20 protein-coding genes and 1 pseudogene are annotated in these 25,514 nt (G+C 65.3%); 14 read left to right on the plus strand and 7 right to left on the minus strand.

The window, feature by feature from the left end:
- Positions 1-131 precede the first annotated feature (131 nt).
- Positions 132-2,258 carry an IPTL-CTERM sorting domain-containing protein gene (locus tag ABIE32_RS02435; protein ID WP_429013541.1) on the minus strand — a complete coding sequence of 709 codons (2,127 nt, stop codon included), beginning with the start codon at positions 2,256-2,258 and terminating at the stop codon, positions 132-134.
- Between the two features lie 265 nt (positions 2,259-2,523).
- Here ABIE32_RS02435 and ABIE32_RS02440 point away from each other — a divergent pair, with 265 nt between their 5' ends.
- On the plus strand, positions 2,524-3,069 hold the full coding sequence (locus ABIE32_RS02440; protein ID WP_429013544.1) for a flavin reductase family protein: 546 nt from the start codon (positions 2,524-2,526) through the stop codon (positions 3,067-3,069).
- A 117-nt stretch (positions 3,070-3,186) separates the two neighbouring features.
- On the opposite strand, the gene ABIE32_RS02445 is transcribed toward ABIE32_RS02440, so the two are convergent.
- On the minus strand, positions 3,187-3,960 hold the full coding sequence (locus ABIE32_RS02445) for a ferredoxin--NADP reductase (RefSeq protein WP_224150964.1): 774 nt from the start codon (positions 3,958-3,960) through the stop codon (positions 3,187-3,189).
- Between the two features lie 538 nt (positions 3,961-4,498).
- Between ABIE32_RS02445 and ABIE32_RS02450 the strand changes: the two genes are divergently transcribed.
- Entirely contained in the window at positions 4,499-5,683 is a 1,185-nt protein-coding gene (locus tag ABIE32_RS02450) for an ABC transporter substrate-binding protein (protein ID WP_429013640.1), read from the plus strand.
- A 115-nt stretch (positions 5,684-5,798) separates the two neighbouring features.
- The gene (locus tag ABIE32_RS02455; protein ID WP_429013547.1) at positions 5,799-7,721 is read left to right on the plus strand and encodes an ABC transporter permease; all 1,923 of its coding nucleotides are present in this window, start codon (positions 5,799-5,801) and stop codon (positions 7,719-7,721) included.
- Here the strand turns inward: ABIE32_RS02455 and ABIE32_RS02460 are convergent, their stop codons facing one another.
- The 4 genes from ABIE32_RS02460 to ABIE32_RS02475 all read right to left on the minus strand — a co-directional run bounded on the left by ABIE32_RS02460 (position 7,722) and on the right by ABIE32_RS02475 (position 12,557).
- Positions 7,722-8,660 carry a DUF6963 family protein gene (locus ABIE32_RS02460; RefSeq protein WP_429013550.1) on the minus strand — a complete coding sequence of 313 codons (939 nt, stop codon included), beginning with the start codon at positions 8,658-8,660 and terminating at the stop codon, positions 7,722-7,724.
- A 171-nt stretch (positions 8,661-8,831) separates the two neighbouring features.
- Positions 8,832-9,323 (minus strand): hypothetical protein, encoded by a 492-nt coding sequence (locus ABIE32_RS02465; RefSeq protein WP_429013553.1) that lies wholly within the window; start codon positions 9,321-9,323, stop codon positions 8,832-8,834.
- 136 nt (positions 9,324-9,459) lie between these two features.
- Positions 9,460-11,049: a DUF3482 domain-containing protein gene (locus tag ABIE32_RS02470; RefSeq protein WP_429013556.1), complete on the minus strand. Its 1,590-nt coding sequence runs from the start codon at positions 11,047-11,049 to the stop codon at positions 9,460-9,462.
- Between the two features lie 17 nt (positions 11,050-11,066).
- Entirely contained in the window at positions 11,067-12,557 is a 1,491-nt protein-coding gene (locus ABIE32_RS02475; protein WP_429013559.1) for a DUF2868 domain-containing protein, read from the minus strand.
- Between the two features lie 102 nt (positions 12,558-12,659).
- Between ABIE32_RS02475 and trpB the strand changes: the two genes are divergently transcribed.
- The 11 genes from trpB to ABIE32_RS02530 all read left to right on the plus strand — a co-directional run bounded on the left by trpB (position 12,660) and on the right by ABIE32_RS02530 (position 24,547).
- Positions 12,660-13,865 carry a tryptophan synthase subunit beta gene (gene trpB / locus ABIE32_RS02480; protein WP_429013562.1) on the plus strand — a complete coding sequence of 402 codons (1,206 nt, stop codon included), beginning with the start codon at positions 12,660-12,662 and terminating at the stop codon, positions 13,863-13,865.
- Positions 13,866-14,047: 182 nt separating this feature from the next.
- Complete coding sequence (locus ABIE32_RS02485; protein ID WP_429013565.1) at positions 14,048-15,064, plus strand: LysR family transcriptional regulator; 1,017 nt, start codon at positions 14,048-14,050, stop codon at positions 15,062-15,064.
- Complete coding sequence (locus tag ABIE32_RS02490) at positions 15,061-16,536, plus strand: NAD(P)-binding domain-containing protein (protein WP_429013568.1); 1,476 nt, start codon at positions 15,061-15,063, stop codon at positions 16,534-16,536. Before ABIE32_RS02485 ends, ABIE32_RS02490 begins: the two co-directional genes overlap by 4 nt.
- Complete coding sequence (locus ABIE32_RS02495; protein ID WP_429013571.1) at positions 16,533-17,507, plus strand: ABC transporter permease; 975 nt, start codon at positions 16,533-16,535, stop codon at positions 17,505-17,507. The genes ABIE32_RS02490 and ABIE32_RS02495 overlap by 4 nt, the downstream gene beginning before the upstream one ends.
- The gene (locus ABIE32_RS02500; protein WP_224150974.1) at positions 17,504-18,424 is read left to right on the plus strand and encodes an ABC transporter permease; all 921 of its coding nucleotides are present in this window, start codon (positions 17,504-17,506) and stop codon (positions 18,422-18,424) included. The genes ABIE32_RS02495 and ABIE32_RS02500 overlap by 4 nt, the downstream gene beginning before the upstream one ends.
- On the plus strand, positions 18,421-19,401 hold the full coding sequence (locus ABIE32_RS02505) for an ABC transporter ATP-binding protein (RefSeq protein ID WP_429013574.1): 981 nt from the start codon (positions 18,421-18,423) through the stop codon (positions 19,399-19,401). Before ABIE32_RS02500 ends, ABIE32_RS02505 begins: the two co-directional genes overlap by 4 nt.
- Positions 19,402-19,409: 8 nt before the next feature.
- Positions 19,410-20,432, plus strand: a complete 1,023-nt coding sequence (locus ABIE32_RS02510; protein WP_429013576.1) for an ABC transporter ATP-binding protein — start codon at positions 19,410-19,412, stop codon at positions 20,430-20,432.
- A 75-nt stretch (positions 20,433-20,507) separates the two neighbouring features.
- On the plus strand, positions 20,508-22,076 hold the full coding sequence (locus ABIE32_RS02515) for an ABC transporter substrate-binding protein (protein ID WP_429013579.1): 1,569 nt from the start codon (positions 20,508-20,510) through the stop codon (positions 22,074-22,076).
- Entirely contained in the window at positions 22,076-23,398 is a 1,323-nt protein-coding gene (locus ABIE32_RS02520) for an acyl-CoA thioester hydrolase/BAAT C-terminal domain-containing protein (RefSeq protein WP_429013582.1), read from the plus strand. The genes ABIE32_RS02515 and ABIE32_RS02520 overlap by 1 nt, the downstream gene beginning before the upstream one ends.
- 16 nt (positions 23,399-23,414) lie before the next feature.
- Positions 23,415-23,942 (plus strand): CMD domain protein, encoded by a 528-nt coding sequence (locus tag ABIE32_RS02525; RefSeq protein WP_429013585.1) that lies wholly within the window; start codon positions 23,415-23,417, stop codon positions 23,940-23,942.
- Positions 23,939-24,547 (plus strand): peroxidase-related enzyme, encoded by a 609-nt coding sequence (locus ABIE32_RS02530; protein WP_224150980.1) that lies wholly within the window; start codon positions 23,939-23,941, stop codon positions 24,545-24,547. The genes ABIE32_RS02525 and ABIE32_RS02530 overlap by 4 nt, the downstream gene beginning before the upstream one ends.
- A 21-nt stretch (positions 24,548-24,568) precedes the next feature.
- Here the strand turns inward: ABIE32_RS02530 and ABIE32_RS02535 are convergent.
- Positions 24,569-25,423: pseudogene (locus tag ABIE32_RS02535) on the minus strand (YifB family Mg chelatase-like AAA ATPase); the annotation flags it as partial.
- Positions 25,424-25,514: the final 91 nt, after the last annotated feature.

Here is a 25,514-nt window from a genome sequence, read left to right on the forward strand (position 1 = left end):
GCTGATGTTTCACGTTATCCACAAGATGCGGGCGACCGTGCGAAAAATCAACGCCTGCGCGGCCTGCATTGCATCTTCCATGAAAAAGGCCAGCGCAAGGCTGGCCCGGGCAGTGGCTGGAGAGCACGCTCTTACTCGGCCGAACGTGCCTTGCGGCGGCGCGTGGCAATCGCCAGTGCGCCCAGGGCGGCAGACAGCGCTGCCAGCGCACCGGCGCCCAGGGTGGGTACGGGCGCGGCGCCATTGACGGGCGGCACTGACCCCTGCGCGGTGATGCTGGTTTGCGCAGTGTTGTTGAGCAGCGCAGCGTCCACCTCACCGGTCACGCCCGTTACGACTGCATCCACGCTGTAGGTGCCAGGCGCTGAAACGGTCACGGGGATGTTCAATGGCCCCAGGCTGGCGCCGGGTGCAACCGGGCCGCCCGCAAGCGCCAGGTTACAGGCAATCTGCTGGGGCGTTGTCGCCGTGCAGCCAGCAGGCAGGCTGGCGCCTCCGGTCACCTGCACATTGGCGGGTAGCGTGACGGTAAGCGTGCCATCAGTCACATCGCCAGCAGCGCCGTTGTTGGCGACCTGTACCGCCAGCACCTGGGGTGTGCCTACGCCAAAGGGCGCTGCAGGCCCGCTGATGGCAGGGACGGCGTCCGGCGCCAGGGCCAGCGCGGTGATGCTGGTCTGGGCGGTGTTGTTGAGCAAGGCGGCGCCGGTCTCGCCGGTCACACCCGCCACGGTCACATCCACGTTGTAGGTGCCGGGGGCCGAAACAGTGACGGGAATGCTCAGCGGTCCCAGGTTGGCGCCAGGGGCAACCGGGCCCATGCCTGCGGCAGCCAGGTCGCAATTGATCTGCTGTGGTGATACGGCGGTACAGGCGGCTGGCAGGCCGCTGCCCGCCTGCACATTGGCGGGCAGGTTGATGGTGAGTGTGCCGTCGGCAACATTGCCGCTGCCGCCCTGGTTGGACAGGTTGACCGCCAGTGTCTGCGGGGTGCCTACATAGAAGGGGGCCGCAGGTCCGCTGACTGCGGGAACGGCGTCGGGTGCCAGCGGTTTGGCACAGCCGGCCACGGTCTGGGGCAAGCCCCATACGCTGTTTGCGCCTGCGGGCAGCGTGATGTTGCCCAGGGCAAAGCCGATGTTGGCAACCAGGGCTTCTTCCGGCGCCGCAATGCGGGTGAGGGAGTTGCCGGTGGTGTTGTCGCGATTGGCGACCCACATGGCGCCATCTGCGCCTCGGCGCACGTGGCCGCCTCCGTTGGAGCCGCCGGTTATGCCAATGTACTGCTCACTGGCCTTGATGGTTGTCGCATCGCCGGAGCTCACGTCATACCGGTACAGCTGGCCAGGGTAGATGTTGGAGACGTACAGGTATTTGCCGCTGGGCGAAAAATCCGCGGCGTACGCGGAGCCTAGTGCTCCCCCGCGCCAGCTGGCGATTTCGGTGGCCTGCCCGGTCTGTGCGTTGAAGCGCATCGTCCGGATGACGTTGCTGGCGTTGGAGCCCTGGACACTGGTGGCCACAGCGAACTGTGTCAGATCCTTGTTGAAATAGATGCTGCCAAAGAGGTTGCCGACGTTTTCGGACAGCGTGGAAATTACCGGGGCGCCGACCGGGCCATTGCTGTCGAACTGCTGCGCAACCAGGTTCCTGGTGCCATAGCTGGTGGTGAGCACCCAGTAGCCGGTGCCGTCGTTATTGGGCACGGCAGAAAGGGTTTCGTTGCTGGAGATGCCGCCGGGAACGGTGATGTTCTTGCTGGTGACCGCACCCAGGCCGCCATTGGCGGTCATGTCCACCACCGAGTACAGCAGGGTGCCCGGGTTACCGGCTGCCAGCCCCGACGTAGACACCACGAAGTATTTACCGGGCACATCAGGGGCAGCAAAGGCCACCACGACTTGCACAGCACTTTGGTTGCCGACGATGCCATTGCCATTGCTCATGACGACCTGGTCACGGTTGTAGACGTTGCCCTGACCTACCCAGAACTGCAAGGTGCCATTGCTGTCCGTGACAACCGTGGTTCCTTCATCCACCCAGGGGATGGTTGCCGGATTTGCCGTGATGGTGGGCAGCGCAGTGCCGGACACACCGAAATCCATTGCGATCTTGTTGCCGGCAAACCAGTAGCGCTCTGTTGCGCGCACCTGGGTGGGCGTGCAGTTCTGCAAGGGGTTGGTGTTGGTCTGGGCCCATGCCTGCGTGGCGGCCAGGCCCAGCAGCGCCAGTGGCAGGACTTTGTGCAAAAGCTTCATTGGATTCCTCTCTCTCGTTGTGTGGTGCACCTGCGCCAGGGACGCAATGCGGGCAGCGCTTCCTTTGTTGGGCAAAGTATTGGATCGCTTAATAATTTTAACTTATCAATCAATAATAGCAATTTAATTGATTATTTGTATTGAGATGTCCGATGCCCCACCCACCGGCGTGAGCCCAGGCGCCATGCACCTACGCAGGCAGGGGTCGCATGGGCTGGCCGATAATTGATGCAGTTGCCTTATGCATGCATGCCGGTTCCCGGCCATGCAGCCTGTCTGTCCCGTGAACCGCTCCTTGTCGCCTGAACACCTCCACCCCGCTGCTGCTGCGCCGTTTTCCGAGCGCGACTTTCGTGACGCGCTGGGTCGCTTTGCCACCGGCGTGGCGGTAGTGACGGCGCTGGCGCCTGACGGCGCGAAGGTGGGGCTGACGATCAGTTCGTTCAACTCGGCATCGCTGACACCGCCCCTGGTGCTGTGGAGCCTGATGAAGACGGCCACCTCGATGCCGGTGTTCGAAGCCGTGAGCCACTATGTGGTGAATGTGCTGGGTGCACCGCAAAAGGAGTTGGCGCTGCAGTTCAGCCGCAAGGGCGTGGATCGCTGGGCGGGTGTGGACTGGCAGCAGGGCGCCAGCGGCCTGCCCTTGCTCGATGGCGCCATTGCCACGTTTGAATGCAGAAGCCGCAGCCGCCACGATGCGGGCGACCATGTGATTCTGGTGGGCGAAGTCGAGCACTGCAGCTACCGGACCGGTGTGGCGCCGCTGCTCTACCATGGCGGGCAGTTCTATACCGAGCAGCTGCTCTGACGGTTCCGCATCTAGGCATTTCAAAAACAAAACCCGCAGGCGGTGACCGCTGCGGGTTTTGGTGTTTTTGGCCTCTGGTTCTCTACCAGTGGACGCTATTTGCTACCAAAACGATAGTTATTTTTCGACAAAGGCGCGTTCGACGACGAAGTCGCCAGGGGTGGAGGTGTTGCCTTCCTTGAAGCCGCGCGATTCAAGCAGTTCCTTGAGCTCGGCCAGCATGGCAGGGCTGCCGCAGAGCATGACGCGGTCGGTGTCGGGGTTCAACTCGGGCAGGCCGATGTTCTGGGGGAAGGTGCCAGCATTGATCTGGTTGGAGATGCGGCCCTGGTTGCGGAAAGGCTCGCGCGTGACCGTGGGGTAGTAGATGAGCTTGTCCTTGACGATTTCGCCCAGGAATTCGTGGTTGGGCAGCTCTTCTTCCAGCAGCTGCTGGTAGGCGAGCTCCTGCACCTGGCGCACGCCGTGCACGACCACCACTTTCTCGAAGCGCTCATAGGTTTCGGGGTCGCGCGCCACCGACAGCCAGGGCGCCAGGCCTGTGCCCGTGCCGATCAGGTACAGGTTCTTGCCGGGCAGCAGGTAATCCACCAGCAGGGTGCCGGTGGGCTTCTTGCCGACGATGATGGTGTCGCCCACCTGGATGTGCTGCAGCTTGCTGGTGAGTGGGCCGTTGTCCACCTTGATCGACAGGAACTCCAGGTGCTCCTCGTAGTTGGGGCTGGCGATGGAGTAGGCGCGCAGCAGGTTCTTGCCGTCGACCTTGAGGCCGATCATGGTGAAGTGGCCGCTGGAGAAGCGCAGCGCCGGGTCGCGCGTGGTGGTGAAGGAAAAGAGGCGATCGGTCCAGTGGTGGACGGAGAGGACACGTTCTTCGAGAAAAGCGCTCATGACAATGCAGGTTCAAAAATGGCTGCTGCAAAGGGCGCGGAGATGGCGCTGCGGCAGTCTGGGTTGGTCTTGGAGCGTGCGGAAGATCTTCTGGCGCCAATGCTGAGATCGGAAACACGCTCCTGTATATCTATAAACGCTATTGTTCACTATTCATACAACTTAAACGTCATATGGGCATATCGTCGTGTTCATATCAGGGGTATCGGCCCTATGGGCACGGGGGATGCGCAGCTGTCTGCGGGCCGTGCAGGGGTGCTTGGCTGTGGAATTTTCCGCACACCCCGCCGCTGGCTGGCACTTGCGGCGAAAATAGCCCGCCAAAGGCGTGCCCGACGTAAACACGTTCTAAGAGCCGCTAACACAACCCAGCAAATCGTAGATTTGCGGTTGAGACGAGGCGCGAAGCCGCAGGCAGTACAGACGTACGACAAGGCGAAGCAACGACGTATCAAGGGTTGTGTTAGCGGCTCTAAGAGGTGGCACAGGACCGGTTCTTTGAGTTCAGGAGACTTATCCCATGACAACCCGTTTGGCAATGCGTGCTGTGGCCTGGTCCGCAGCCCTGGTGTGTTCGGCTGGTGCCTATGCAGAAGGCACTATCAAGATCGGCGAGATCAATAGCTACAAGAGTCAGCCTGCGTTTCTGGAGCCCTACAAGCGCGGCATGGAGTTGGCGATTGACGAGGTGAACAAGGCAGGCGGCGTAGGTGGCAAAAAGCTGGAGCTGATCACCCGCGACGACAACGCCAACCCCGGCGATACCGTGCGCGTGGCCGAGGAGCTGATCGCGCGCGAGAAGGTCGATGTGCTGGCGGGCGGCTTTCTGTCGAACACCGGCATGGCGCTGACCGATTTCGCCAAGCAGAAGAAGTTCTTCTACCTGGCCACCGAGCCGCTCACCGACAAAATGGTGTGGAGCAACGGCAATGCCTATACCTTCCGCCTGCGGCCATCGACCTATATGCAGGTGTCGATGCTGGTGGAGGAGGCCTTGAAGCTGAAGAAGAAGCGCTGGGCACTGGTCTACCCCAACTACGAATACGGCCAGTCGTCGGTCGCCACTTTCAAGGCCAAGATGAAGGCGGCGCAGCCCGATATTGAATTCGTGACCGAGCAGGCCACGGTGCAGGGCAAGGTCGACGCGGGCAGCGTGGTGCAGGCGCTGGCCGACGCCAAGCCCGACGCCATCTTCAACGTGCTGTTTGCCACCGACCTGACCAAGTTCGTGCGCGAAGGCAATACGCGCGGCCTGTTCAAGGGCCGCCCGGTAGTGAGCGTGCTGAGCGGCGAGCCCGAGTACCTGGATGCCTTGAAGAGTGAAACGCCCGATGGCTGGATCGTGACGGGCTACCCGGTGCACACGCTCAAGACTCCCGAGCACAAGGCTTTCTTCGACGCCTACCAGGCCAAGTACAAGGATTACCCGCGCCAGGGATCGGTGGTGGGCTACGCGGGCATCAAGTCGCTGGTCGAAGGCATCAAGAAGGCGGGCAGCACCGAGACCGAAGCACTGGTCAAGGCCTTTGAGGGGCTGGAGGTGGTTTCGCCCTTTGGCAAGATCACCTGGCGCGCCCAGGATCACCAGTCGACCATGGGCGCCTTTGTGGGTCGGCTCAAGAAAGTCAAGGGCAAGGGCGAGCTGGTGGACTATGTGTACCGCGATGGCAAGGATTACCTGCCCTCGGATGATGAGGTGAAAAAGCTGCGGCCGAATCCATGACGCACCCCCTGTGCCGCTGCGCGGCGGCGCTTCTTCGCTGTCTCGCAGAGCGCCCCTGTAGCGCTGCACGCCTTCCTGCCCCTGCGCCGTACAGCGTTGCGCGGAAACGGACGCCATGAGCTTTTCCGGCCTGTTGGTTCAACTGCTGGGGGGCCTGGCGGGGGCTTCGTCGCTGTTTCTGGTGGCGGCGGGTCTATCGCTGATCTTTGGCGTGTGCCGCATCGTCAACTTTGCCCATGGCTCGTTCTACATGGTGGGGCTGTATGCGGCCTATGCCATTGCCGAGGCGTTGCTGCCGCTGGCAACCTGGGGCGAAGGCTGGGCGTTCTGGCTGTCGATTCCGCTCGCCGCCCTCGGGGTGGGGATGCTGGGTGCGGTGGTGGAGGTGCTGCTGCTGCGCCGCATCTACAAGGCGCCAGAGCTTTTTCAGCTGCTGGCCACGTTTGCGCTGGTGCTGGTCATCAAGGACGCGGTGCTGTGGCTGTGTGGGCCTGATGAACTGCTGGGCCCGCGCGCGCCGGGGTTGGGCGGCGCGGTCGATATCCTGGGGCGCGCGTTTCCTTCTTATGATCTATTTTTGATAGCAGCTGGCCCTCTGGTGTTGGGCGCTACCTGGCTTTTATTGCACAAGACACGCTTTGGCATGCTGGTGCGCGCTGCCACCCAGGACCGCGAGATGGTGGGCGCGCTGGGCGTGCGCCAGGCCTGGCTGTTCACCGCAGTGTTTGCCTTGGGCGCGGCGCTGGCAGGCCTGGGCGGCGCGCTGCAACTGCCGCGCGAGCCCGCCACGCTGGAGCTGGATCTGCAGACCATCGGCTCGGCCTTCGTCGTGGTGGTGGTGGGCGGCATGGGGTCGCTCACCGGCGCCTTCGTGGCCGCGCTCCTGGTGTCGGTGGTCAAGGCCGTCTGCGTGTGGCTGGGCGTGGTACAGATTGCCGGGGTGGATGTGGCCTTTCCGCAGCTGACCCTGATGGTGGATTTTCTGGTGATGGCCGTGGTTCTGGTGGTGCGGCCATGGGGTCTCTTTGGCAAGCCGCAGGCAGCCAGCCGCACGCATGGCCTGCGTGAGCAACCCCTGCACCCGTTGCAGCCGGTGTTTTGGGCTGCGGGCGGGCTGCTGCTGCTGGGCTTGCTGGCGCTGCCGTGGGTGGTGGGGGCCGATTCGTACACGCTGGTGCTGCTGGTCGATCTGCTGATTGCCGCCCTGTTTGCCGCGAGCCTGCATTTCCTCATGGGCCCCGCAGGCCTGCATTCGTTTGGCCACGCGGCCTACTTTGGCCTGGGGGCCTATGGCGCGGCCCTGCTGCTGTCGGCGCTGCATTTGCCCATGGAGCTGGCGCTGCTGCTGGCGCCCCTGGCCGCTGCCGCGGGCGGCCTGTTGTTTGGCTGGTTTGCCGTGCGGCTGACCGGGGTGTACTTTTCCATGCTGACCCTGGCCTTTGCGCAGATCACCTGGGCCACCACCTTCCAGTGGGATTCCGTCACAGGCGGCAGCAATGGCCTGACGGGTGTGTGGCCCGCCGCCTGGCTGGAAGACAAGCGCTGGTTCTACCTGCTGACACTGGCTCTGGTGACCGCAGGCGTGCTGTGGCTGTGGCGCGTGCTGTACGCCCCGCTGGGCTATGCGCTGCGGGCCGGGCGCGATTCACCACTGCGGGCCGAGGCGATCGGTATTCCGGTTGCCAAGGTGCAATGGCTGGGCTTTGTGCTGGCGTCCGGGGTGGCCGGTCTGGCGGGCGCGCTGTTTGCTTTTTCCAAGGGCAGCATTTCGCCGGAAACCATGTCGGTGGCCAAATCCGTTGATGGGCTGGTGATGGTGCTGCTCGGGGGTGTGCAGACCCTGGTGGGCCCGGTGGTGGGCGCGTTCAGCTTCACCTGGCTGCACGATGCGCTGGCGCGCAATACCGATTACTGGCGCGCGGCGCTGGGCGGCGTGATTTTGCTGTTGGTGCTGATCTTTCCGCAGGGCATTGCAGGCTACGCCGCGCAGTGGAGCGCTTGGTGGAAAGCGCGGGGCGAGGACCGGCTTCCCCGCTAGCTAGCGGGGCTGAAGCTTCACCAGGGCCAGATTGGCGATACCCGCAGCCGCTGGCGTAGCCCGGCCATGGGCCACCTGGGCGAACAGCTCGGTAGCCATCCGCCCCACGCAGCGGCCCGCTTGCCATACGGGCATGGCAAGCGGCAGCAAGGTGATGTTCTGCCGCGCCTGCGCCATGAAGGGATCGGCCGACGCGACGCGCTCCACGCGCCATTGCGCATCCACATACACGGCGTCGGCGGCCGCGGGCTCCACCGGAATGACATCCGTCAATTGCAGCATCTGGTAGCGGGCAGGGTGCTCCGTTTGGTCCAGCGCGGCGCGCAGCACGCTTTGCACACATTCCGCCACCGCCGGTGCGGGCTGGATGGCGTTGTGCAGAAATGCAAAGCCAGTCTGCGCCTCATCCGTGCTGTGCCATAGGCCTGCGCCTGTATCGCCGCGCTGCTGCACGCGCGCACTGTTGCCGCAGCCGATCTGGCCCAGTGCATTGATGGCGATCAAGCCTGCATCGGCCTGGGGGTGGGCGGCCAGCATCTGATCGACGGCTGCCTGGGGGTGCAGGCCGGTGGCCAGCAGGGCGAGCACGCGCTGGTTCAGCGGCTCCTGGTGGATGGCGCCGGGGCGGTTGGGCAGGCGGTGGCCGGTGACCAGGCCCACGCCGTCGCGCCCCGGCAGAAATTGCATGAGTGGCTCGGGCCGCTCGGGCCCGCTGGTGATGACTGCGGCGTGCGTGGCTGCCAGCCATGCAGGTGGAATCTGCAGCGCCGTGATGCCGCCCTGCTGGCCCCAGCAATGGTGCACCTGGCCAGCTGCATCGATGACTGCAAACACCGCAAAGCCGCCGATCTCGCCCCGGCCCAGCAGTTCCGCCGCGATCACCGCCTGGCGCACGGCGGCGCCCGCCTGTGGCCCGTGGGCCGCGATTCCTAAGGTCATTCCACCCCTGCCCTGGTGTGTACAAAGCGCAGATCATCGCAAAGAACGGCGGGGCTGAACAGCAGGCGCTGCCCTTAGAACGTGTTTACATGCGCCGAAGCCAGAAAAAACGCCCTGGGCGTATGGCCGCAGGGCGTTGGTGGGGTTCGGGAAGGGGGAGTCGGGAGCGACTCAGGCGCTGCAGGCCTTGCTGCCCTTGGCAGCGTGCATGCCCTTGGCCTTGGCGTCGGCCTCGCTCATGTATTCGCCATTCTTGGTGGTGCCGTAGTAGCGGTCGCCCTGGCAGTGGTAGACCTTGGTGTTGTTGTTGGCCCAGACCTTGCCAGCGCCGCCGCCGGGGGCTGCGGTCTTGGCGGGCGCCGGGACTGCTCCTGTCTTGGGAGCGGCTGCCGCAGGTGCAGCGGCTGCTGGTGCTGCTTTTGCCGCTGCTGCGGGTGCAGCGCTGGCGCCACCGCTCTTGTCGATGCCCTTGTGGCCCTTGCATGCGCCCTTGGAGGTTTCTGCCTGCACGCTGGTGCCATCCTTGCACAGGAAGGTCTGCATGGCAGCAGCGGGTTTGGCGGCGGTAGCGGGCGCCGCAGCGGCGGCCGGGGTTTGTGCAAAGGCGGCGGCGGTGCCGCACAGGGCGACGGTGGCGATCCAAGCTTTCCATGTATTGCGCATAAAGCACTCCTGTTATCGGTGTGAAGGCTGTTAACTGCCAGGTGCTGGGCAACTGCTGCACCCAAAGGCCATGCCATGCTGCGCCTGCGGCATGCAAAAAACAAGTGCAAGCGCGGTGTGCGTCGACAGGCGGCTGTCAGTTGTTTGCACTTGGCGACACCGGGGGCACGTCGGCAAGGCCTGGATACAGGGTCTGCAGCGCCTGCTGCAGGCATTGGCCCAGCAGGAGCTGCAGCGATTGAAGGTGAGCGTTGCGGGTGGCATCGGCCATGGGCACATCCTTTTCCTGCGCGCCGATGGCCGCCCACAGCGCCTGCCACTGGCTGGCATGGGCCTGCACGGCAGCCTGCACGGCGTCGTTCCACTGCGCAGGTGCGCCGGGGCTGGTATAGCGACCACGCCCCCGGCCAAAATGCGATATCACCACGTACTTGAGCAGCGCCTGGTTGGCCAGCGCCGTCAGATAGTCGGGCGACAGGCGAAAGCGCTGCTCCTCCTGGTCAAATACCTTGTTGGCGCCCCAGGCGGCGCCAGCAAAGGTGATGGCGCCCACCAGCGCGCCAACGAGTGCACCGGCGCCCAGCGTCATGCCGCCGGCCACCATGTCGGCACCCAGGCCGGTGGCAGCACCCGCCGTGACTGCGCCCCACAGGCTGGCGCTTTGCGGGTCGATGGGCGTGCTGATCTTGAGTTGGTCCTTGAGCTGCTGCTGGATCTGGCTGGCGGCCTGGCCGTCGAGGTGGTGCAGTGCAAGCAGGGTTTGCGTGCTGGTAATGTCGGCCTGCTGCAGGGATTGCGTGAGCCGCTGCATGGCAGCAGCCTGCTGCGGGCTGATGGCGTCGTCGGCGGCGGCGGGTTTGCCGCGCACCGCGTGGGTGACCTGGGTCAAGGTATTGCCGAGCTTGCCCCAGGCGCGCTGCCACAGCTTGCTGTCTTCGGCCTCGGCCACTTCCTGCGCGGCTGCGGCATGCAGCAATTGTTCGGCCAGCGCCTGCAGGCTGGCGGATTCGCGCTGTCGCTGGGCGCTGGCGCGCTCGTGCAGCAGGCGCAGGTAGGCGGGTTGCTTGGCATCGGGCAGTAGCGGCGTGATCCGCTCCAGCACCTGCTTTTCGTGCCACCAGCTGCGGGTGAAGGCGTCGAGCACCTGCACGCCTTTGACGGTGCCTGCAAACTCGGTCGTCGCCGCGCGCCAGCGTTGCAGGTCGGCGGCCGTCTGCGTGGCAGAGGTGTCGCTGCCGATCTGGTTGAGCAGCACCAGCACGGGTTTGTCCATCCACTGAAGGATGCGCATTTCGCTGGCCCAGTAGCCGGCGTCCTGCGGGTCCTCGGCAGCATTCACCAGGTAGAGCATCACATCGGCATGGTCGCGCGCGGCCAGCAGGGCGCGCTGGCTCATGTAGAAGGGCTTGTCGCGCCAGCGGTCCCACACATTCGACAGGAACCAGCCCAGCGGGTTGCCTTGCTGGCGCAGGCGGTTGTAGAGGCGCAGAGAATCGCCAAAGCCCGGCGTGTCCCACAGCCACAGCGTGTCGCCCTGGGCCGTGCGCTGCAGCAGGTAGCGCTGCGATTCGCTGGTGACGTGGGCGGCATCCTGGATTTCGCCCACATCGCCCTCCACCAACGTGCGGGCGAGCGTGGTCTTGCCAATGTTGGTGTGCGACAGCAGACACCACTGGATGGACTGATCGTTGTTGGCGGAGGAGGGCGTTGCGGTATCTGCGGTCATGGATGAATACTACAAAATCAGGAGCTGGCGGCGCTTACCAGGTGCGCGGTAAAGCCGTTCTGCCTTGCAAAATCGTGCCACAGGGCTTCGCGCTCCTGCAGGCGCCGGGGAGCGCCGCTGTTGCGCGCGGCGAAGTCGGCGGTCCACAGCCACAGCTGACTGCTGCTGCCATGCCGCTTATGCAGCTGGGCCAGCAGCTCGGCGTGGATTTCGGCCTCGGGCGTGGCGGCCAGGTTGACCAGCAGCACCGTCTGGGCGGGCGACACTGCGGCCATGTCGGGCAGCGCAGCGCCGTAGGCGAGGCTGGGGCGCCAGGTGATGCCGGCCCCTGCTCCGTAAAGCGTTGCGGCATGGTGTTCCACGGCAGCCTTGCGCTCGGGGGTGATCTCCATGCTGTAGGGCACGATCACCAGTTGCGTGGCCAGGCCGCCAAAATCACGCTGCAGGCTGGCAAAGTAGGGCTGGTTCAGCGGCAATGCCATGTGGCTGGCCAGCCAGCGCCAGCGCAGGCCCTGCCACAGCGCCAGCAAGAGGCGCGGCACGATCACCAGCACGGCCAGCAGCGCGGTATAGGCCCAGACCCAGCGCTCGCCAACGCCCATGGCTGGCAGCTGTGCCCCGGTGGCCGCTGGGCGGTCATTGGCCACCCAGCCTTGCAGGGGCTGGATATCGGACAGGCTCCAGGGGCTGGTCAGCTGCAGCCATTGCGTAGGGGCAAACAGAGCGTTCAGCCATTGCTGCACCTGGCCGGCAGACAGGAAAGTGCTCTCCCAGCCCACCTGGTACTCTCGCGTCAGCCCGGTGATCCACAGCGATGCGAGCGCCCCTGCGGCCATGGCCGCCGCACCCAGGTGCAGCCACAGCAGCCACTGCGCATGGCGTGCGGGCCGGCTGATCTGCCACCAGTTGCGCTCAAAGGCCAGCGCCATCCGGCGCAGGGCTGTGCCGCGCAGCCCCGGCATGGCCTTGCCGCGCAGGCGTTGCAGCCAGCCGGGGGGGCCGTCGCCGGGCGTGTCAGTGGCTGCAGGGGCGCTTTGAGAGGGCTGCAGGACCGCGATTGCCTGGCGGCGCGGCCGGGCCAGGCGCAGCGCGCCGTGCAGCACCGTCCACAGATACACCAGCAGATTCCACAGCACGATGCCCAGGAGCGAGAGCGACAGCAGATCGACCCGGTGCGGATCGGTGATGCGGTGGCTGACGAAACCCGCCACCAGCGCCCCCATCAGAATGGCGGCAGGCGCCCAGCGCGCCATGGCGGGAGGCGCCTGCCACAACTGCCGTACATCGGCGGGCAGGTTGCTGGCGGCAATGATGCGCGCTGCCCGCGTCTGCAGGAACTGCCCGAACGCAGCCTGGCCGGCCCGGCCTTCGGTGGCGGGCTGGCCCAGCGCATGCAACACCTCCTGCGTGATGGCCTCGCGCCGTGCGGCATCGGGCAGGGCGTCGCTTGCGGCGGCGGTTTCCATGGCGTGGGCAAAAACGATGTCGCGAACGGCGTCAGCTTTCATGGGCCTATTGTGGCATCGGGAAAACCTGCAAGGTTTTCGCCTTTGCGCTGTGGTATGAACGATGGTTAACCCAGCCATTTCCACCAACGAGAGAGACAAAGGATGACGAACATGCAATTTGCGCCCATGCCCGATGCAGACGGTTTTTTTGGCAACTACGGCGGCCAGTTGGTGCCGCCGCACCTGAAGCAGGCGATGGACGACATCTCCCAGGCCTACGACAAGATCGTGCAGCGCCAGGATTTTCAGGATGAGCTGCAGCACCTGTTCCAGGATTACGTGGGCCGGCCCAGCCCCATCTTCCATGCCCGGCGCCTGTCCGAGCAGCTGGGTGGCGCGCAGATCCACTTGAAGCGCGAAGACCTCAACCACACCGGCGCCCACAAGATCAACCATTGCCTGGGCGAGGCGCTGCTGGCCAGGTTCATGGGCAAGACCAAGGTGATTGCCGAAACCGGCGCGGGCCAGCATGGCGTGGCGCTGGCCACTGCCTGCGCGCTGGTCGGCATTCCATGCGAAATCCACATGGGGCAGGTCGATATCGAAAAAGAGCACCCCAACGTCACCAAGATGCGCATCCTGGGCTGCAAGCTGGTGGCGGTAACGCGTGGGCAGGCCACCTTGAAGGATGCGGTGGACAGCGCGTTTGAAGAGTACCTGAAGGACCCGACCAACTTTCTGTATGCGATCGGCTCGGTCGTCGGCCCGCACCCCTTTCCCAAGATGGTGCGCGACTTCCAGTCGATTGTGGGCCGCGAGGCGCGCGAGCAGTTCCAGGCCAGGCACGGCAAGCTGCCTGATTATGTGGCGGCCTGTGTGGGGGGAGGCTCCAACGCCATGGGCATCTTCACCGCGTTCCTCGATGACGCGGCGGTTCAGCTCGTTGGCGTGGAGCCTGCAGGCGAGGGTGTGGACAAGCCCGGCAAGCATGCCGCCACCCTGTCGGTGGGCAAGCCCGGCGAAATCCACGGCATGAAATGCTACGTGCTGGAAAACGCCGACGGCTCGCCCGCTGCCGTGCACAGCATTGCCTCGGGTCTCGATTACCCGGGTGTCGGGCCGCAGCACAGCTACCTCAAGGACATTGGCCGTGTCGACTACCAGGCGGTGGACGACAAGGAGTGCCTGAATGCCTTCATGACACTCTCCCGCGTCGAAGGCATCATTCCTGCGCTGGAAAGCTCCCACGCGGTAGCCTGGGCCATGCGCATGGCGCCCACGCTGGGCAAAGGCGCGAACATCCTGGTCAACCTGTCCGGGCGGGGTGACAAGGACGCGGACTACGTCGCCCAGAAGCTGGGGTTGTAACGGCGGCAGCGCATAGCGCTGTATACAGAACACCGATGATGGGGAGCCGAAAGGCTCCCTTTTTCATGGCCCGTCTGTCGCGGACGCTACAGCAAATACACAAGAGGTATTTGGATATGTGAAATTAGTATTTGTATTATGCATACTGAAGGCTTCAAAATTCAGTTTTTGCATTCAACACGATGGAACTCCGTCAGCTCGAGGCTTTTGCAGCCGTGATCTCCACCGGCAGCGTGACTGCCGCAGGGCGCTTGCTGGGTCGCTCGCAGCCCGCCATCAGCCGTCTGGTGCAGGAGCTGGAGCAGGAGATCGGCTACGCACTTTTCAGCCGCAACGGCCCGCGCGTCACGCCGACCGAGCAGGGTTTTCTGCTGTATGAGGACGTTGCCCATGCGCTGCAGAGCCTGCAGCACATCCGCCAGCGCGCCAGCGAGATCGCGCAGGGCAGCCAGCGGCCCCTGAACCTTCTGGCCACGCCAGCCCTGGCAGCGGGCCTGGTGCCGCAAGCGCTGGCGCAGATGGAGGCAGAAGCTGCAGACAGCATCTCGCACATCCGGATGCGCAGCGCTTCGCCCGAGCAGGTGGCGCACGGCGTGCTCACCGGTGCTGCCCAGATGGGCGTAAGCAGCCTGCCGCTAGAGCATCGCGGTCTGCAGGTGCACTGGATCGGCCGTGCCGCCTGCGTGGCCGTGCTCCCGCAGGACGACCCGCTGGCAGACCTGGCGGTGGTGCCGCTGGCGGCCCTGGCCGAGCGCCGGCTCATCACCATGACCAACCCCTACCGCTTGCGCGGCCGCCTGGACGATGCCTTTGCGGCAGCGCGCCCGGGCGAGCAGCGCGGCAAGACCCAGTTCATGGAAACCAATGCCTCGGTCAACGCCATTGCTGCCGTGCGTGCGGGCCTGGGCGTATCGGTGCTGGAGCCGGTCACTGCGCTGGGCCTGCCGCTGCAAGGCGTGGTGGTACGCCCGCTCGATACCGAGATTCCCTTTCTCTTCGGCGTGGTCACCCAGCAGGCCGCGCCCTGCACACCGGCGATGGATGCGCTCTGCCAGACCCTGACCGATGTGGCGCAGCGCCTGCTGCCGGGTTTTGTCTTGCACGACGCGCGCGATCACGCAGCGCTGCTGGAAGAAATGCTGCCGCCCGGCCAACTGCCAGCGCCTGCCGCCCACGAATCCTCTGAGAACCACGAATGACCCACGACACCATACTGCCGCCCCAGGGGCTGGACGCGCTCGAAGCCCGGGTGCGTCAGGACCTGGCATGGCTTGACCTGCCCGCCAAGGACTGGGTGCCCGAGACCACGTTGAACGGCGAACCCGTACTGCCGGTAGCCATCATCGGCGGCGGCATGTCCGGCATGGCTGCCTGCGCGGCGCTGCGGTTCATGGGCGTGCAGGCTGAGATATTCGACCAGTCGCCTGCAGGCTTTGAAGGCCCCTGGGCCACCACGGCACGTATGGAAACCCTGCGCTCGCCCAAGCAGCTCACCGGCCCGGCGCTGGGCAAGCCTTCGCTCACCTTCCGCGCCTGGTTCGAGTCGCAGTTCGGCCTGGAGGCGTGGGACGCGCTCGACAAGATTCCGCGTCTGCAGTGGATGGACTACCTGCGCTGGTTCCGCAAGGTGCTGGCGCTGCCCGTGCACAACGAGCACCGTGTGCTGGCCGTGCGCCCGCGCGGTGATGGCGTGGTGCAGCTCGATCTGCACAGCCCCGAAGGTGAGCGCACTGTGTTTGCCCGCCACGTGGTGCTGGCCACCGGGCGCGACGGCCTGGGCGGTGCCTATGTGCCTGCGTTTGCAGGCGACCTGCCGCGCGAGCGCTGGGCGCATTCGTCCGACACGATGGACTACCACCAGCTCGCCGGCAAGCGCGTGGGCGTGGTGGGGGCGGGTGCCTCGGCCATGGACAGCGCCGCCACGGCGCTGGAGAGCGGTGCAGCCAGTGTGGAACTGCTGATCCGCCGCAGCGACATTCCGCGCGTGAACAAGGGCAAGGGTGCGGGCAGTCCCGGCCTCACCCACGGCCACCTGCGCCTGCCAGACGCATGGAAATGGAAGATTCGCCACTACATCAATGTGCAGCAGGTGCCTCCGCCACGTGGCAGCACGCTGCGCGTATCCCGCAACGCCCATGCCCACTTCAACCTGGGTACAGCCATTGAGCGCATGGAGTGGACGGGCGAGGAGATTCGCGTGCACACCTCCAAGGGGGTGTTCCACCTGGATTTCGTGATCTTTTCCACCGGATTTCGCATCGACTGGACATCGCGCAGCGAATTTGCGCCATTTGCCGCCCATGTGCGTAACTGGAGCGACCGCTTCGAGCACCCGCAAGGGGAAGACGACCAGGAACTGGCCGACTCGCCCGACCTCGGACCTGCCTTCGAGCTGCAGCCCAAAACGCCGGGCGCCTGCCCGGGTCTGGAACGCATCCACGCGTTCTCTTACCCTGCTGCGCTCACGCACGGCACCGTCTCGGGAGACATTCCGGCCATCAGCGTGGGCGCAGAGCGCCTCGCGCAAGGCATTGCGAGCACGCTCTACGCCGAGGATGTGGAATGGCACTTCGAAAAGCTGCAGGCTTTCAGTGAGCCGGAGGTGTTTGGCGACGAGTGGACGGCCGCACTGCCGCCCGCGCAGCGCACCGTGGAAGAGAGCGCGTCATGATCGGCTGGTTGCTGCGCCGTGTTGCGCAGGCCCTGGTGGTGGTGCTGTTGATGACGGTGATCGTCTTTGTGGGTCTGCACGCCATCGGCAACCCGGTGGACATCCTCATCGGCCAGGATGTGGACCAGGTCGAGCGCGCGCGCATCATTGCCGAGCTCGGTTTTGACCAGCCGTTGTGGCGCCAGTACCTGGGCTTTCTGAATGGTGCGCTGCACGGCAATCTGGGCGCGAGCTTCGTCTACAACGTGCCGGCCATCGAACTCATCCTGCAGCGCATGCCCGCTACGCTGGAGCTGGCCGTTGCGGCGCTGATACTGGCCGTGCTGCTGGGCGTGCCACTCGGCCTCTTCGCGGGGCTGTATCCGGAGAATTGGTTTTCCAAATCCGTCATGGCGGGCAGCATCGTGGGCTTTTCGCTGCCCACGTTCTGGGTCGGCCTGATGCTGATCATGACCTTCAGCGTGTCGCTGGGCATGCTGCCCTCCAGCGGGCGCGGCCAGACCGTGGAGTTTCTGGGCGCGCAGTGGTCGTTCCTCACGCTCGATGGCCTGCGGCACATGCTGCTGCCGGCCATCAACCTGTCGCTGTTCAAGATTTCGCTGGTGATCCGCCTCACACGCGCCGGCGTGCGCGAAGTGCTGCCGCAGGACTGGGTGAAGTTTGCGCGCGCCAAAGGCCTCTCGCCGATGCGCGTGGTGGGCATGCACGTGCTGCGCAACACGCTGATTCCGCTGGTGACGGTGCTGGGCCTGGAGCTGGGCTCCACCATCGCCTTTGCCGTGGTCACCGAAAGCATCTTTTCCTGGCCCGGGGCCGGCAAGCTCATTCTCGACAGCATCAACGCACTGGACCGCCCCGTGATCGTTTCCTACCTCGTGGTGGTGGTGTGCCTCTTTGTCACGCTCAACCTGATCGTGGACATCCTCTACAAGGTGCTCGACCCGCGCGTGCGCCTGGAGACCGCCGCATGAGCCGCAGTGCCAACCTCTCTTCTGCTGCCGCCCCCGTGCGCCAGCCCTCGCCGTGGCGCGAGCACATGGCCGATTTCATGGCATCGCGCCTGGCGGTGTTCGGCCTGGTGGTGGCCGTGGTGCTGATTCTGGCTGCGCTCGTGGCGCCCTGGATCACGCCGCAGAACCCCTATGACCTGCAGCAGCTCGATGTGCTCGACGCCCGCCTGCCACCGGGCTCGCCCAACGGCCTGGACACCTTCCGCTACATGCTGGGAACCGACGGTCAGGGCCGCGATCTGTATTCCGCCATTCTGTACGGCCTGCGCATCAGCCTGATGGTGGGCGTGGGCTCCGCGCTCATCGCGGGCGTCGTGGGCACGCTGCTGGGCCTGCTGGCTGCCTATGCCGGCGGGCGGACGGACACCATCATCATGCGGCTGGTCGACCTGATCCTCTCGTTCCCCTCCATCCTGGTGGCAATGATGATCCTGGCCTACCTTGGCAAGGGCGTGGGCAACGTGGTGCTCACGCTGGTGATCCTGGAGTGGGCCTACTACGCCCGCACGGCACGCGGTCAGGCGTTGGTGGAGCGCAGGCGCGAATATGTGGAAGCCGCGCGCTGCCAGGACATTCCCGGCTGGCGCATCATGGTGCGCCACATCCTGCCCAACTGCCTGCCGCCGCTGATCGTCATCGGCACGCTGCAGATTGCCCGCGCCATCACGCTGGAGGCGACGCTGAGCTTTCTGGGCCTGGGCGTTCCGGTGACGGAACCCTCTCTCGGCCTGCTCATCTCCAACGGCTACCAGTTCATGCTGTCGGGCCAGTACTGGATCAGCTTCTATCCGGGCATTGCCCTGCTGGTCACCATCGTCGCCATCAACCTGGTGGGTGACCGCCTGCGCGACGTGCTCAACCCGAGGAACACACGATGAGCAGCACGCCCACCCTGCAGGTGCGCAACCTGCGCACCGAATTCGACACCCGCGCCGGGGTGCTGCGCGCGGTGAACGATGTGTCGTTCACGCTGGAGCGTGGCCGTATCCTGGGCCTTGTGGGCGAGTCCGGCTCGGGCAAGTCCGTGACGGGCTTTTCCATCATGGGCCTGGTCGATGCCCCGGGCCGCGTGAGCGGTGGCGAGGTGCTCTTTCAAGGCCGCGACATCACCAGGCTGTCTGCACGCGAACTGCGCGCCCTGCAGGGCAATCGCATCGCGATGATCTTTCAGGACCCGATGATGACGCTCAACCCCGTGTTGCGCGTGGACACGCAGATGATCGAGGCCGTACGCGCGCACACCAGCGTGAGCCGGGCGCAGGCCCGCGAGCGCGCCCGCGAGACGCTGGCCATGATGGGCATTCCCAGCCCCGATGAGCGCCTGCAGGCCTACCCGCACCAGCTTTCGGGCGGCATGCGCCAGCGCGTGGCCATTGCGATTGCCATGCTGCACCGGCCGGATCTGATCATTGCGGACGAACCCACCACGGCGCTGGATGTGACCATTCAGGCGCAGATACTTTCTGAAGTGCAGAAGCTCGCGCGCCAGCACGGCACCTCGCTGATCTGGATCACGCATGATCTGTCGGTGGTGGCGGGCCTTGCCGACGAAGTGGCTGTGATGTACGCAGGCCGCATTGTTGAGCAGGGCGATGTGGACGCGGTGCTCGACCGGCCTCTGCACCCTTACACCGCAGGCCTCATCGGCAGTCTGCCTGCCAACAACCGGCGCGGCACACGCCTGCAGCAGATCCCCGGCATGACCCCCAACCTGTTGCATCTACCGCTCGGCTGTGCATTCGCCGCCCGCTGTGCACGTGCCACCGGTGCCTGCACCGTGCAGCCCGAGCAGACCGAGCCGGTCGCAGGCCGCCTGGTGCGCTGCTTCCATCCGGCGCTGGAGCAGCACGCATGAATACCACTGTGACGACCCCCCCCCTACCTGCTACTGCGCCCGTGGTGGAGCTGCGCCAGATCAGCAAGCGCTTTGGCGAGCAGCCACCGGGCCTGGCAGGGCGCGTGCTGCAAGGCCTGGGGCTGGAAAAACCCCATCCCGTGACGCGTGCGGTCGACCATGTCGACCTCATCGTGCGCCCTGGCGAGGTGGTGGGCCTCGTTGGTGAATCGGGTTGCGGCAAATCCACGCTGGGCCGCATTGCGGCGGGCCTGTTGCCCGCTTCGGATGGCGAGGTGCTGTTCGATGGCAAACCCATCAGCAGCATGAGTGCGCAGGAGCGCCACGCGGTGCGCCTGAAGATCCAGATGATTTTTCAGGACCCCTATGCCAGCCTCAACCCGCGCCTGCGTGTGGACGAGATCGTGGGCGAGGGCGCGCGTATTCACGGCCTGGTCGACAAGGCGGGCTTTGATGACTATGTGTGCGCGCAGATGGAGCGCGCCGGGCTCGACCCGGCCCTGCGCAGCCGCTATCCGCACCAGTTCAGCGGTGGCCAGCGTCAGCGCATCGGCATTGCGCGCGCGCTGGCCGTGCAGCCCACCATGCTGGTGTGCGACGAGGCCGTGGCCGCGCTGGATGTGTCGATCCAGGCGCAGATCCTGAACCTGTTCATGGATCTGCGCGAGCAGCTGCATCTCACCTATCTGTTCATCAGCCACGATCTGGGCGTGGTCGAGCATATCTCCGACCGCGTGGTGGTGATGTACCTCGGCCGTGTGATCGAGTCGGCGCCCGTCGAAGAACTCTTTGCGCGGCCCAACCATCCGTACACCCAGGCCCTGCTGGCGGAGGTGCCCAACATGAATGCGCGGCATCGCACCTATTCGGCCATCCAGGGAGAAATCCCCAGCCCGCTCCACCCGCCCGGTGGCTGCCACTTTCACCCCCGCTGCCCGCGCGCCATGGCGCGCTGCAAGGTGGAGGCGCCGCAGCTCAAGGGCATTGCCATCCAGCACCTGAGCGCCTGTCACCTCAACGACGCGGCCTGAAGGCCGCCTGCAGCGCCCCTCGCCATTCCGTTCCACACCGCCAACGCCTTTTTCCGATTTCAACAGGAGCCCGCCATGAAACGCATCGTCCTCTCCTCCCTCACCGCTGCCTTGCTGTCTGCAGGCCTGGCCGTCCATGCACAGACCCTGAACATCGGCTTTGCCGATCCGGTCTCGTCGATGGACCCGCAACTCAACAACCACGCGGGCGACCGCTCGGTGGACCTGCACTTCTGGGATCTGCTGGTGCAGAACAACCACAACAAGCTGCAGCCAGGCCTGGCCGCCAGCTGGAAGAACCTCGACCCCAAGACCTGGGAGTTCAAGCTGCGCACCGATGTGAAATGGCAGGACGGCAAGCCTTTCACCGCCGATGACGTGATCTTCTCCTACCAGCGCGCGCGCTCGGTGCCCGGCAGCGTGGCCACGTTCGCGGGCTACCTGCGCACCGTGGAATCGGTGGCGGCCAAGGATGCGCACACGCTCGTCATCAAGACCAACATCCCCAACCCCGATCTGCCGCTGAACCTGGCTTCCGTGCACATCGTGAGCAAGCATGTGGGCGAGAAGGCCTCCACCGAAGACTACAACTCCGGCAAGGCAATGGTGGGCTCGGGCCCGTACAAATGGGTCTCCTACACACCGGGCGATCGCGTCGTGATGCAGCGCAGCGAAGGCTACTGGGGCGACAAGCCCCAGTGGGAAAAGGTGAACTACCGCTACATCAACAACGCCGCATCGCGCACCGCTGCGCTGCTGGCGGGCGATGTGGATGTGATCGACAAGGTCTCCGTCTCTGACCTGGCACGCCTCAAGAGCGCGCCCAATGTCACGGTCTACCCTTACGACGGCCTGCGCGTGATGCTGCTGCAGCCGAGCTTCAACCCGGCGCCCAACCCCTTCATCACCGACAACGCGGGCAAGCCCCTGGCCAAGAACCCGCTGCTCGACCAGCGCGTGCGCCAGGCCCTGAACCTGGCCATCAACCGCGGGGCCATCGTGGACCGCATCCTGCAGGACGCCGCCACCGAAGCCAACCAGTGGATGCCCAAGAACACCTATGGCTACAACCCGGATATCAAGAACATCCCGTTCGATGCCGCGCGCGCCAAGAAGCTGCTGGCCGATGCCGGTTTCCCCGAGGGCTTCAAGCTCACCATGCATGTGCCCAACGACCGTTATCCGCAGGGCCCGGAAACCGCGCAGGTGGTGGCGCAGTTCTGGACGCGTATCGGCGTGAAGACCCAGGTGGAGGTGGTGCCATGGGCGGTCTACTCCGGCCGCGCCAACAAGAACGAGTACGCCATGAGCATGCTCGCCTGGGGCAATGGTACGGGTGAGGCCAGCTATGCGCTGGTGAATGTGCTGGCTTCGGTGGACATCAAGAAGGGTCTGGGCGCCTCGAACTGGGGCCACTACAGCAACCCCGCTGTGGACAAGGCGCTCACCGATTCCACCGAGGAGTTCGATACGGCCAAGCGCGAGGCGATCCTGCGCCAGTCGGCCAAGACCGTCTCTGACGATGTGGGCATCATTCCGCTCTTCCACTACCGCAACATCTGGGCGGCGAAGAAGGGCCTGAAGGTCACGCCGGTGAGCAGCGACCGCACCACCGCTGCCATGGTTACCAAGGCAGACAAGTGATGCCTGCACTGCAAGTCACGGTAGACGAGGCCGATGGCCTCATCGATCTGCCCCGGCGCATCGCGGTCCGGCACGCAGCACCTGGCGAAGCGGTGGAGATCACCGCCGAAACATTGCGCAGCGGCGTGCTGTGGCGCGCGAGCGCGGTTTTTCTGGCGGATGCCGACGGAGCGGTCGATCTCTCTCGCGATGCGCCGCAATCGGGCAGCTATGCGGGTGCGGACGGCATGGGCCTGATCTGGTCGCAAAGCCCGGCGGATTCCAGCAGCCGCGAGCTGTTCAACCAGCCTGTGGCCGAGCCGCTGGTCACGCAGCTCATGGCACGCACCGCTGGGGCGCAGGCGCAGGCCGCGTTCACCCAGCAGCTCGCCGGTCCGGGGGTGACGCGCCGCGAGGTGCGTGAAGAAGGCCTGGTGGGCACGCTGTACCTGCCCGCAGGCCCGGGGCCGCATCCGGCGGTGCTGATTCTCAACGGCTCGGGCGGCGGCATCAACGAGCCGCGTGCGGCGCTGTACGCATCGCACGGCTATGCGGCCTTGGCGCTCGCGTACTTCAAGGCGCCGGGTCTGTCGGATTACATCTCCAACACGCCACTGGAATACTTTCAGCGCGGCCTGCAATGGCTGCGCCGCACGGTGCGGCCCGCGCATGATTTTGTGGCGTTGAGCGGCCAGTCGCGTGGCGGTGAGCTGGTGCTGCTGCTGGGTGCAACCTTCCCGCAGGAGGTCTCGGCCGTTGTGGGCTATGTACCCAGTGCCTTTGTGCACAGCGGCCAGAATGCCTGCGACCCGAAGATCGGCCGCGAGGGCCCCACATGGCTTCTGGGCGGCAAGCCGCTCACGCATCTGTGGGAGAACAACCGCAGTGCCAGTTGGGCACCGTACGACGATGGCCCCGAGCCGCGCCGCCATGACCTGGCCATGCGCACCGCGCTGCAAGACCCGGAGGCGCTGGCGCGTGCACGCATTCACGTGGAAGACATCGCGGGGCCGGTGATGCTGCTGTCGGGCACCGACGACGGCTCCTGGCCTTCGAGCATCTACGCAGGCATCGTGCGCGACAAGCTCGCCGAGGTGCAGCATCCGCACGATGTGCAGTGGCTGGATTTCGAGCGCGCCGGCCACGCGATTCTCTTTCCCTATGTGCCGACCACGCAGCTGGTCTACGCCCACCCGGTGTCGGGCAAGGTCAGCACCGGCGGCGGCAACCCGGCCGATAACGCGCATGCCGATGCGGCGTCGTGGCAAGGGGTGCTCCGCTTTCTCGAACGCGCGGTGCAGGCACGTGCCAATGTTGCCCAAGCATCAGCCACCCATTCATAAATCCAAGGAGTCCTGTATGACCACCCCTGTCACCGATGACCTGATCGACCAGTTGGTTGGCCTGGCACCTGGCAGCCGTACCTATGCGGCGCGTCACCAGCGCGAGAAGGTTGCCGCCGCCACCCAGGGCAGCTACAACGCGTTGTTCGATCCGGCACTGCCCGATCTCACGCTCACCGAGCGTCTGCTGGTGGCGCTGTACGCCAGCCGCCTGACGCCTGCGCCCGAACTGGCCGCGCATTACCGGGAGCGCCTGCAGCAGGCGCAGGCCGATGCCGCACTCATCCAGGTGGCTGAGGCCGACGAGCCGCAAGATGCCCAGCGCCTGAACCAGCCGCGACTGGCCGCCATCCTCTCCTTCACCCGCACGCTGATCGAAAAGCCGGTGGAAGGCGACAAGGCCGCCTTGCTGGCTTTGCCTGCAGCGGGTATCAGCACACCCGCCGTGGTGGCGCTGTCGCAGCTGATTGCCTTTCTTTCCTACCAGGTGCGGCTCGTGGCCGGCCTCAAAGCCATGAAAGCATCCGAGGAGGCACACGCATGAGCACGCCCGCTACTTTCCAACCTGCCACGGTCATCCGCTCCCACGGCTTCACCAACGAGTCGCTCGAATGGAAGGCCTGGCTGGATGTGGTTCAACTGGGCGAGGCCACGCCCGATCAGATGGCCGTTCTGGAAGAAAGCCATCCCAAGGCCAAGACTTCGGACTACTACCTCTTTCTGGTGCACCAGCCGCACATCCTGCGTGAGCGCTCCACCGCTTTCAACGCCATCATGTATGCACCGGGTGGCCTCTCGCGCGCCGAGCGGGAGCTGGGGGCCACGGTGGTCTCGCGCATCAATGGCTGCGTGTACTGCGGCTCGGTACATGCCCAGCGTTTTGAGCAGCTTGCCAAGCGCAGCGACACCATTGCGCAGGTGTTCGAGCAACCTGAGACCGCAGGCACTACGGCCCGCGAAAAGGCGATCGTGCAGTTCTCCATCAAGATCACCGAGCAGCCCGCAGCGCTGGATGCGGGAGACATTGATGCGCTCCAGGCCGAAGGCCTGAACGAAGGCGAGATTCTTGACCTGCTGCATTCCGACGCCATCTTCGCCTGGGCCAACCGCCTGATGCTGAACCTGGGCGAGCCGCTGCTGCCTGCCTGAAGCGCATTTTTGATCGTGTAATTACCCGGCTGCGCTGAGCAAGGCGCGCCGGTACTGAATGGCCTCGGCCACATGGGCGGGCGAGACTGCTGTGGATTGCGCCAGATCGGCAATCGAGCGTGCAACGCGCAATGCGCGGTGTACGCCGCGTGCCGACCACCCCAGTTTGGCTGCCGCAGCCTGCAGCAGTTGCAGTGCGGCTGGCTCGGCCTGGGCGTGTGCATCGAGTGCCTGGCCCTGCAGTTGCTGGTTGAGCGTGCCTTGCCGCGCAAGCGCCATGGCGCGGGCAGCGGCTACCCGCTCGCAGATGGCGGCCGAGGGCTCGGCGGGCGGGGCGGTCAGCAGTTCATCCGCAGGCAGCGGCGTCACCTCGATATGCAGGTCGATACGGTCGAGCAAAGGGCCACTGATGCGGGACTGGTAGCGGTTGACCTGATCGGGCGTGCAGCGGCAGGCGCGCTGGCGCGAGCCGCGAAACCCGCAGGGGCAGGGGTTCATCGCGGCAATCAGTGTGAATCGGGCGGGAAAGCTGGCCTGCTGCGCGGCCCGGGCAATGGTGATGTGGCCTGTCTCCAGCGGCTCGCGCAGGGCTTCGAGCGCGGCGCGCGGAAACTCCGGAAACTCGTCCAGAAAAAGAATTCCATGGTGCGCGAGAGAGATGGCGCCGGGTTTGGGTGGACTGCCGCCGCCCACCAGGGCAACTGCACTGGCAGTGTGGTGTGGCGCCATCGTGGTGCGCTGGCCCCAGTGGCGTGCATCAAAACGGCCCACCAGGCTGTGCAGGGCGGCGTTTTCCAGGGCTTCGGCAATCTGCAGCGGTGGCAGCAGCCCGGCAAAGCGCTGGGCCAGCATGGATTTGCCCGCGCCGGGAGGGCTTTGTTGCACAAATCCGGGCCGCAGCGGTAGTAGGCTCGGATGATGAGTGAGACGAACTGGGGTCGGCGCAAGTACCGCACCACAAACTGGA

The organism is Comamonas sp. 4034, assembly GCF_050434545.1.
GTDB classification, from domain to species: Bacteria; Pseudomonadota; Gammaproteobacteria; order Burkholderiales; family Burkholderiaceae_C; genus Comamonas; species Comamonas odontotermitis.

Excerpts from the sequence above, each read along its gene's own strand:
- ABIE32_RS02435 (WP_429013541.1), bottom strand. The coding sequence starts at position 2,258 with ATGAAGCTTTTGCACAAAGTCCTGCCACTGGCGCTGCTGGGCCTGGCC.
- ABIE32_RS02440 (WP_429013544.1), top strand. The coding sequence starts at position 2,524 with ATGCAGCCTGTCTGTCCCGTGAACCGCTCCTTGTCGCCTGAACACCTC.
- ABIE32_RS02445 (WP_224150964.1), bottom strand. The coding sequence starts at position 3,960 with ATGAGCGCTTTTCTCGAAGAACGTGTCCTCTCCGTCCACCACTGGACC.
- ABIE32_RS02450 (WP_429013640.1), top strand. The coding sequence starts at position 4,499 with ATGCGTGCTGTGGCCTGGTCCGCAGCCCTGGTGTGTTCGGCTGGTGCC.
- ABIE32_RS02455 (WP_429013547.1), top strand. The coding sequence starts at position 5,799 with ATGAGCTTTTCCGGCCTGTTGGTTCAACTGCTGGGGGGCCTGGCGGGG.
- ABIE32_RS02460 (WP_429013550.1), bottom strand. The coding sequence starts at position 8,660 with ATGACCTTAGGAATCGCGGCCCACGGGCCACAGGCGGGCGCCGCCGTG.
- ABIE32_RS02465 (WP_429013553.1), bottom strand. The coding sequence starts at position 9,323 with ATGCGCAATACATGGAAAGCTTGGATCGCCACCGTCGCCCTGTGCGGC.
- ABIE32_RS02470 (WP_429013556.1), bottom strand. The coding sequence starts at position 11,049 with ATGACCGCAGATACCGCAACGCCCTCCTCCGCCAACAACGATCAGTCC.
- ABIE32_RS02475 (WP_429013559.1), bottom strand. The coding sequence starts at position 12,557 with ATGAAAGCTGACGCCGTTCGCGACATCGTTTTTGCCCACGCCATGGAA.
- trpB (WP_429013562.1), top strand. The coding sequence starts at position 12,660 with ATGACGAACATGCAATTTGCGCCCATGCCCGATGCAGACGGTTTTTTT.
- ABIE32_RS02485 (WP_429013565.1), top strand. The coding sequence starts at position 14,048 with ATGGAACTCCGTCAGCTCGAGGCTTTTGCAGCCGTGATCTCCACCGGC.
- ABIE32_RS02490 (WP_429013568.1), top strand. The coding sequence starts at position 15,061 with ATGACCCACGACACCATACTGCCGCCCCAGGGGCTGGACGCGCTCGAA.
- ABIE32_RS02495 (WP_429013571.1), top strand. The coding sequence starts at position 16,533 with ATGATCGGCTGGTTGCTGCGCCGTGTTGCGCAGGCCCTGGTGGTGGTG.
- ABIE32_RS02500 (WP_224150974.1), top strand. The coding sequence starts at position 17,504 with ATGAGCCGCAGTGCCAACCTCTCTTCTGCTGCCGCCCCCGTGCGCCAG.
- ABIE32_RS02505 (WP_429013574.1), top strand. The coding sequence starts at position 18,421 with ATGAGCAGCACGCCCACCCTGCAGGTGCGCAACCTGCGCACCGAATTC.
- ABIE32_RS02515 (WP_429013579.1), top strand. The coding sequence starts at position 20,508 with ATGAAACGCATCGTCCTCTCCTCCCTCACCGCTGCCTTGCTGTCTGCA.
- ABIE32_RS02520 (WP_429013582.1), top strand. The coding sequence starts at position 22,076 with ATGCCTGCACTGCAAGTCACGGTAGACGAGGCCGATGGCCTCATCGAT.
- ABIE32_RS02525 (WP_429013585.1), top strand. The coding sequence starts at position 23,415 with ATGACCACCCCTGTCACCGATGACCTGATCGACCAGTTGGTTGGCCTG.
- ABIE32_RS02530 (WP_224150980.1), top strand. The coding sequence starts at position 23,939 with ATGAGCACGCCCGCTACTTTCCAACCTGCCACGGTCATCCGCTCCCAC.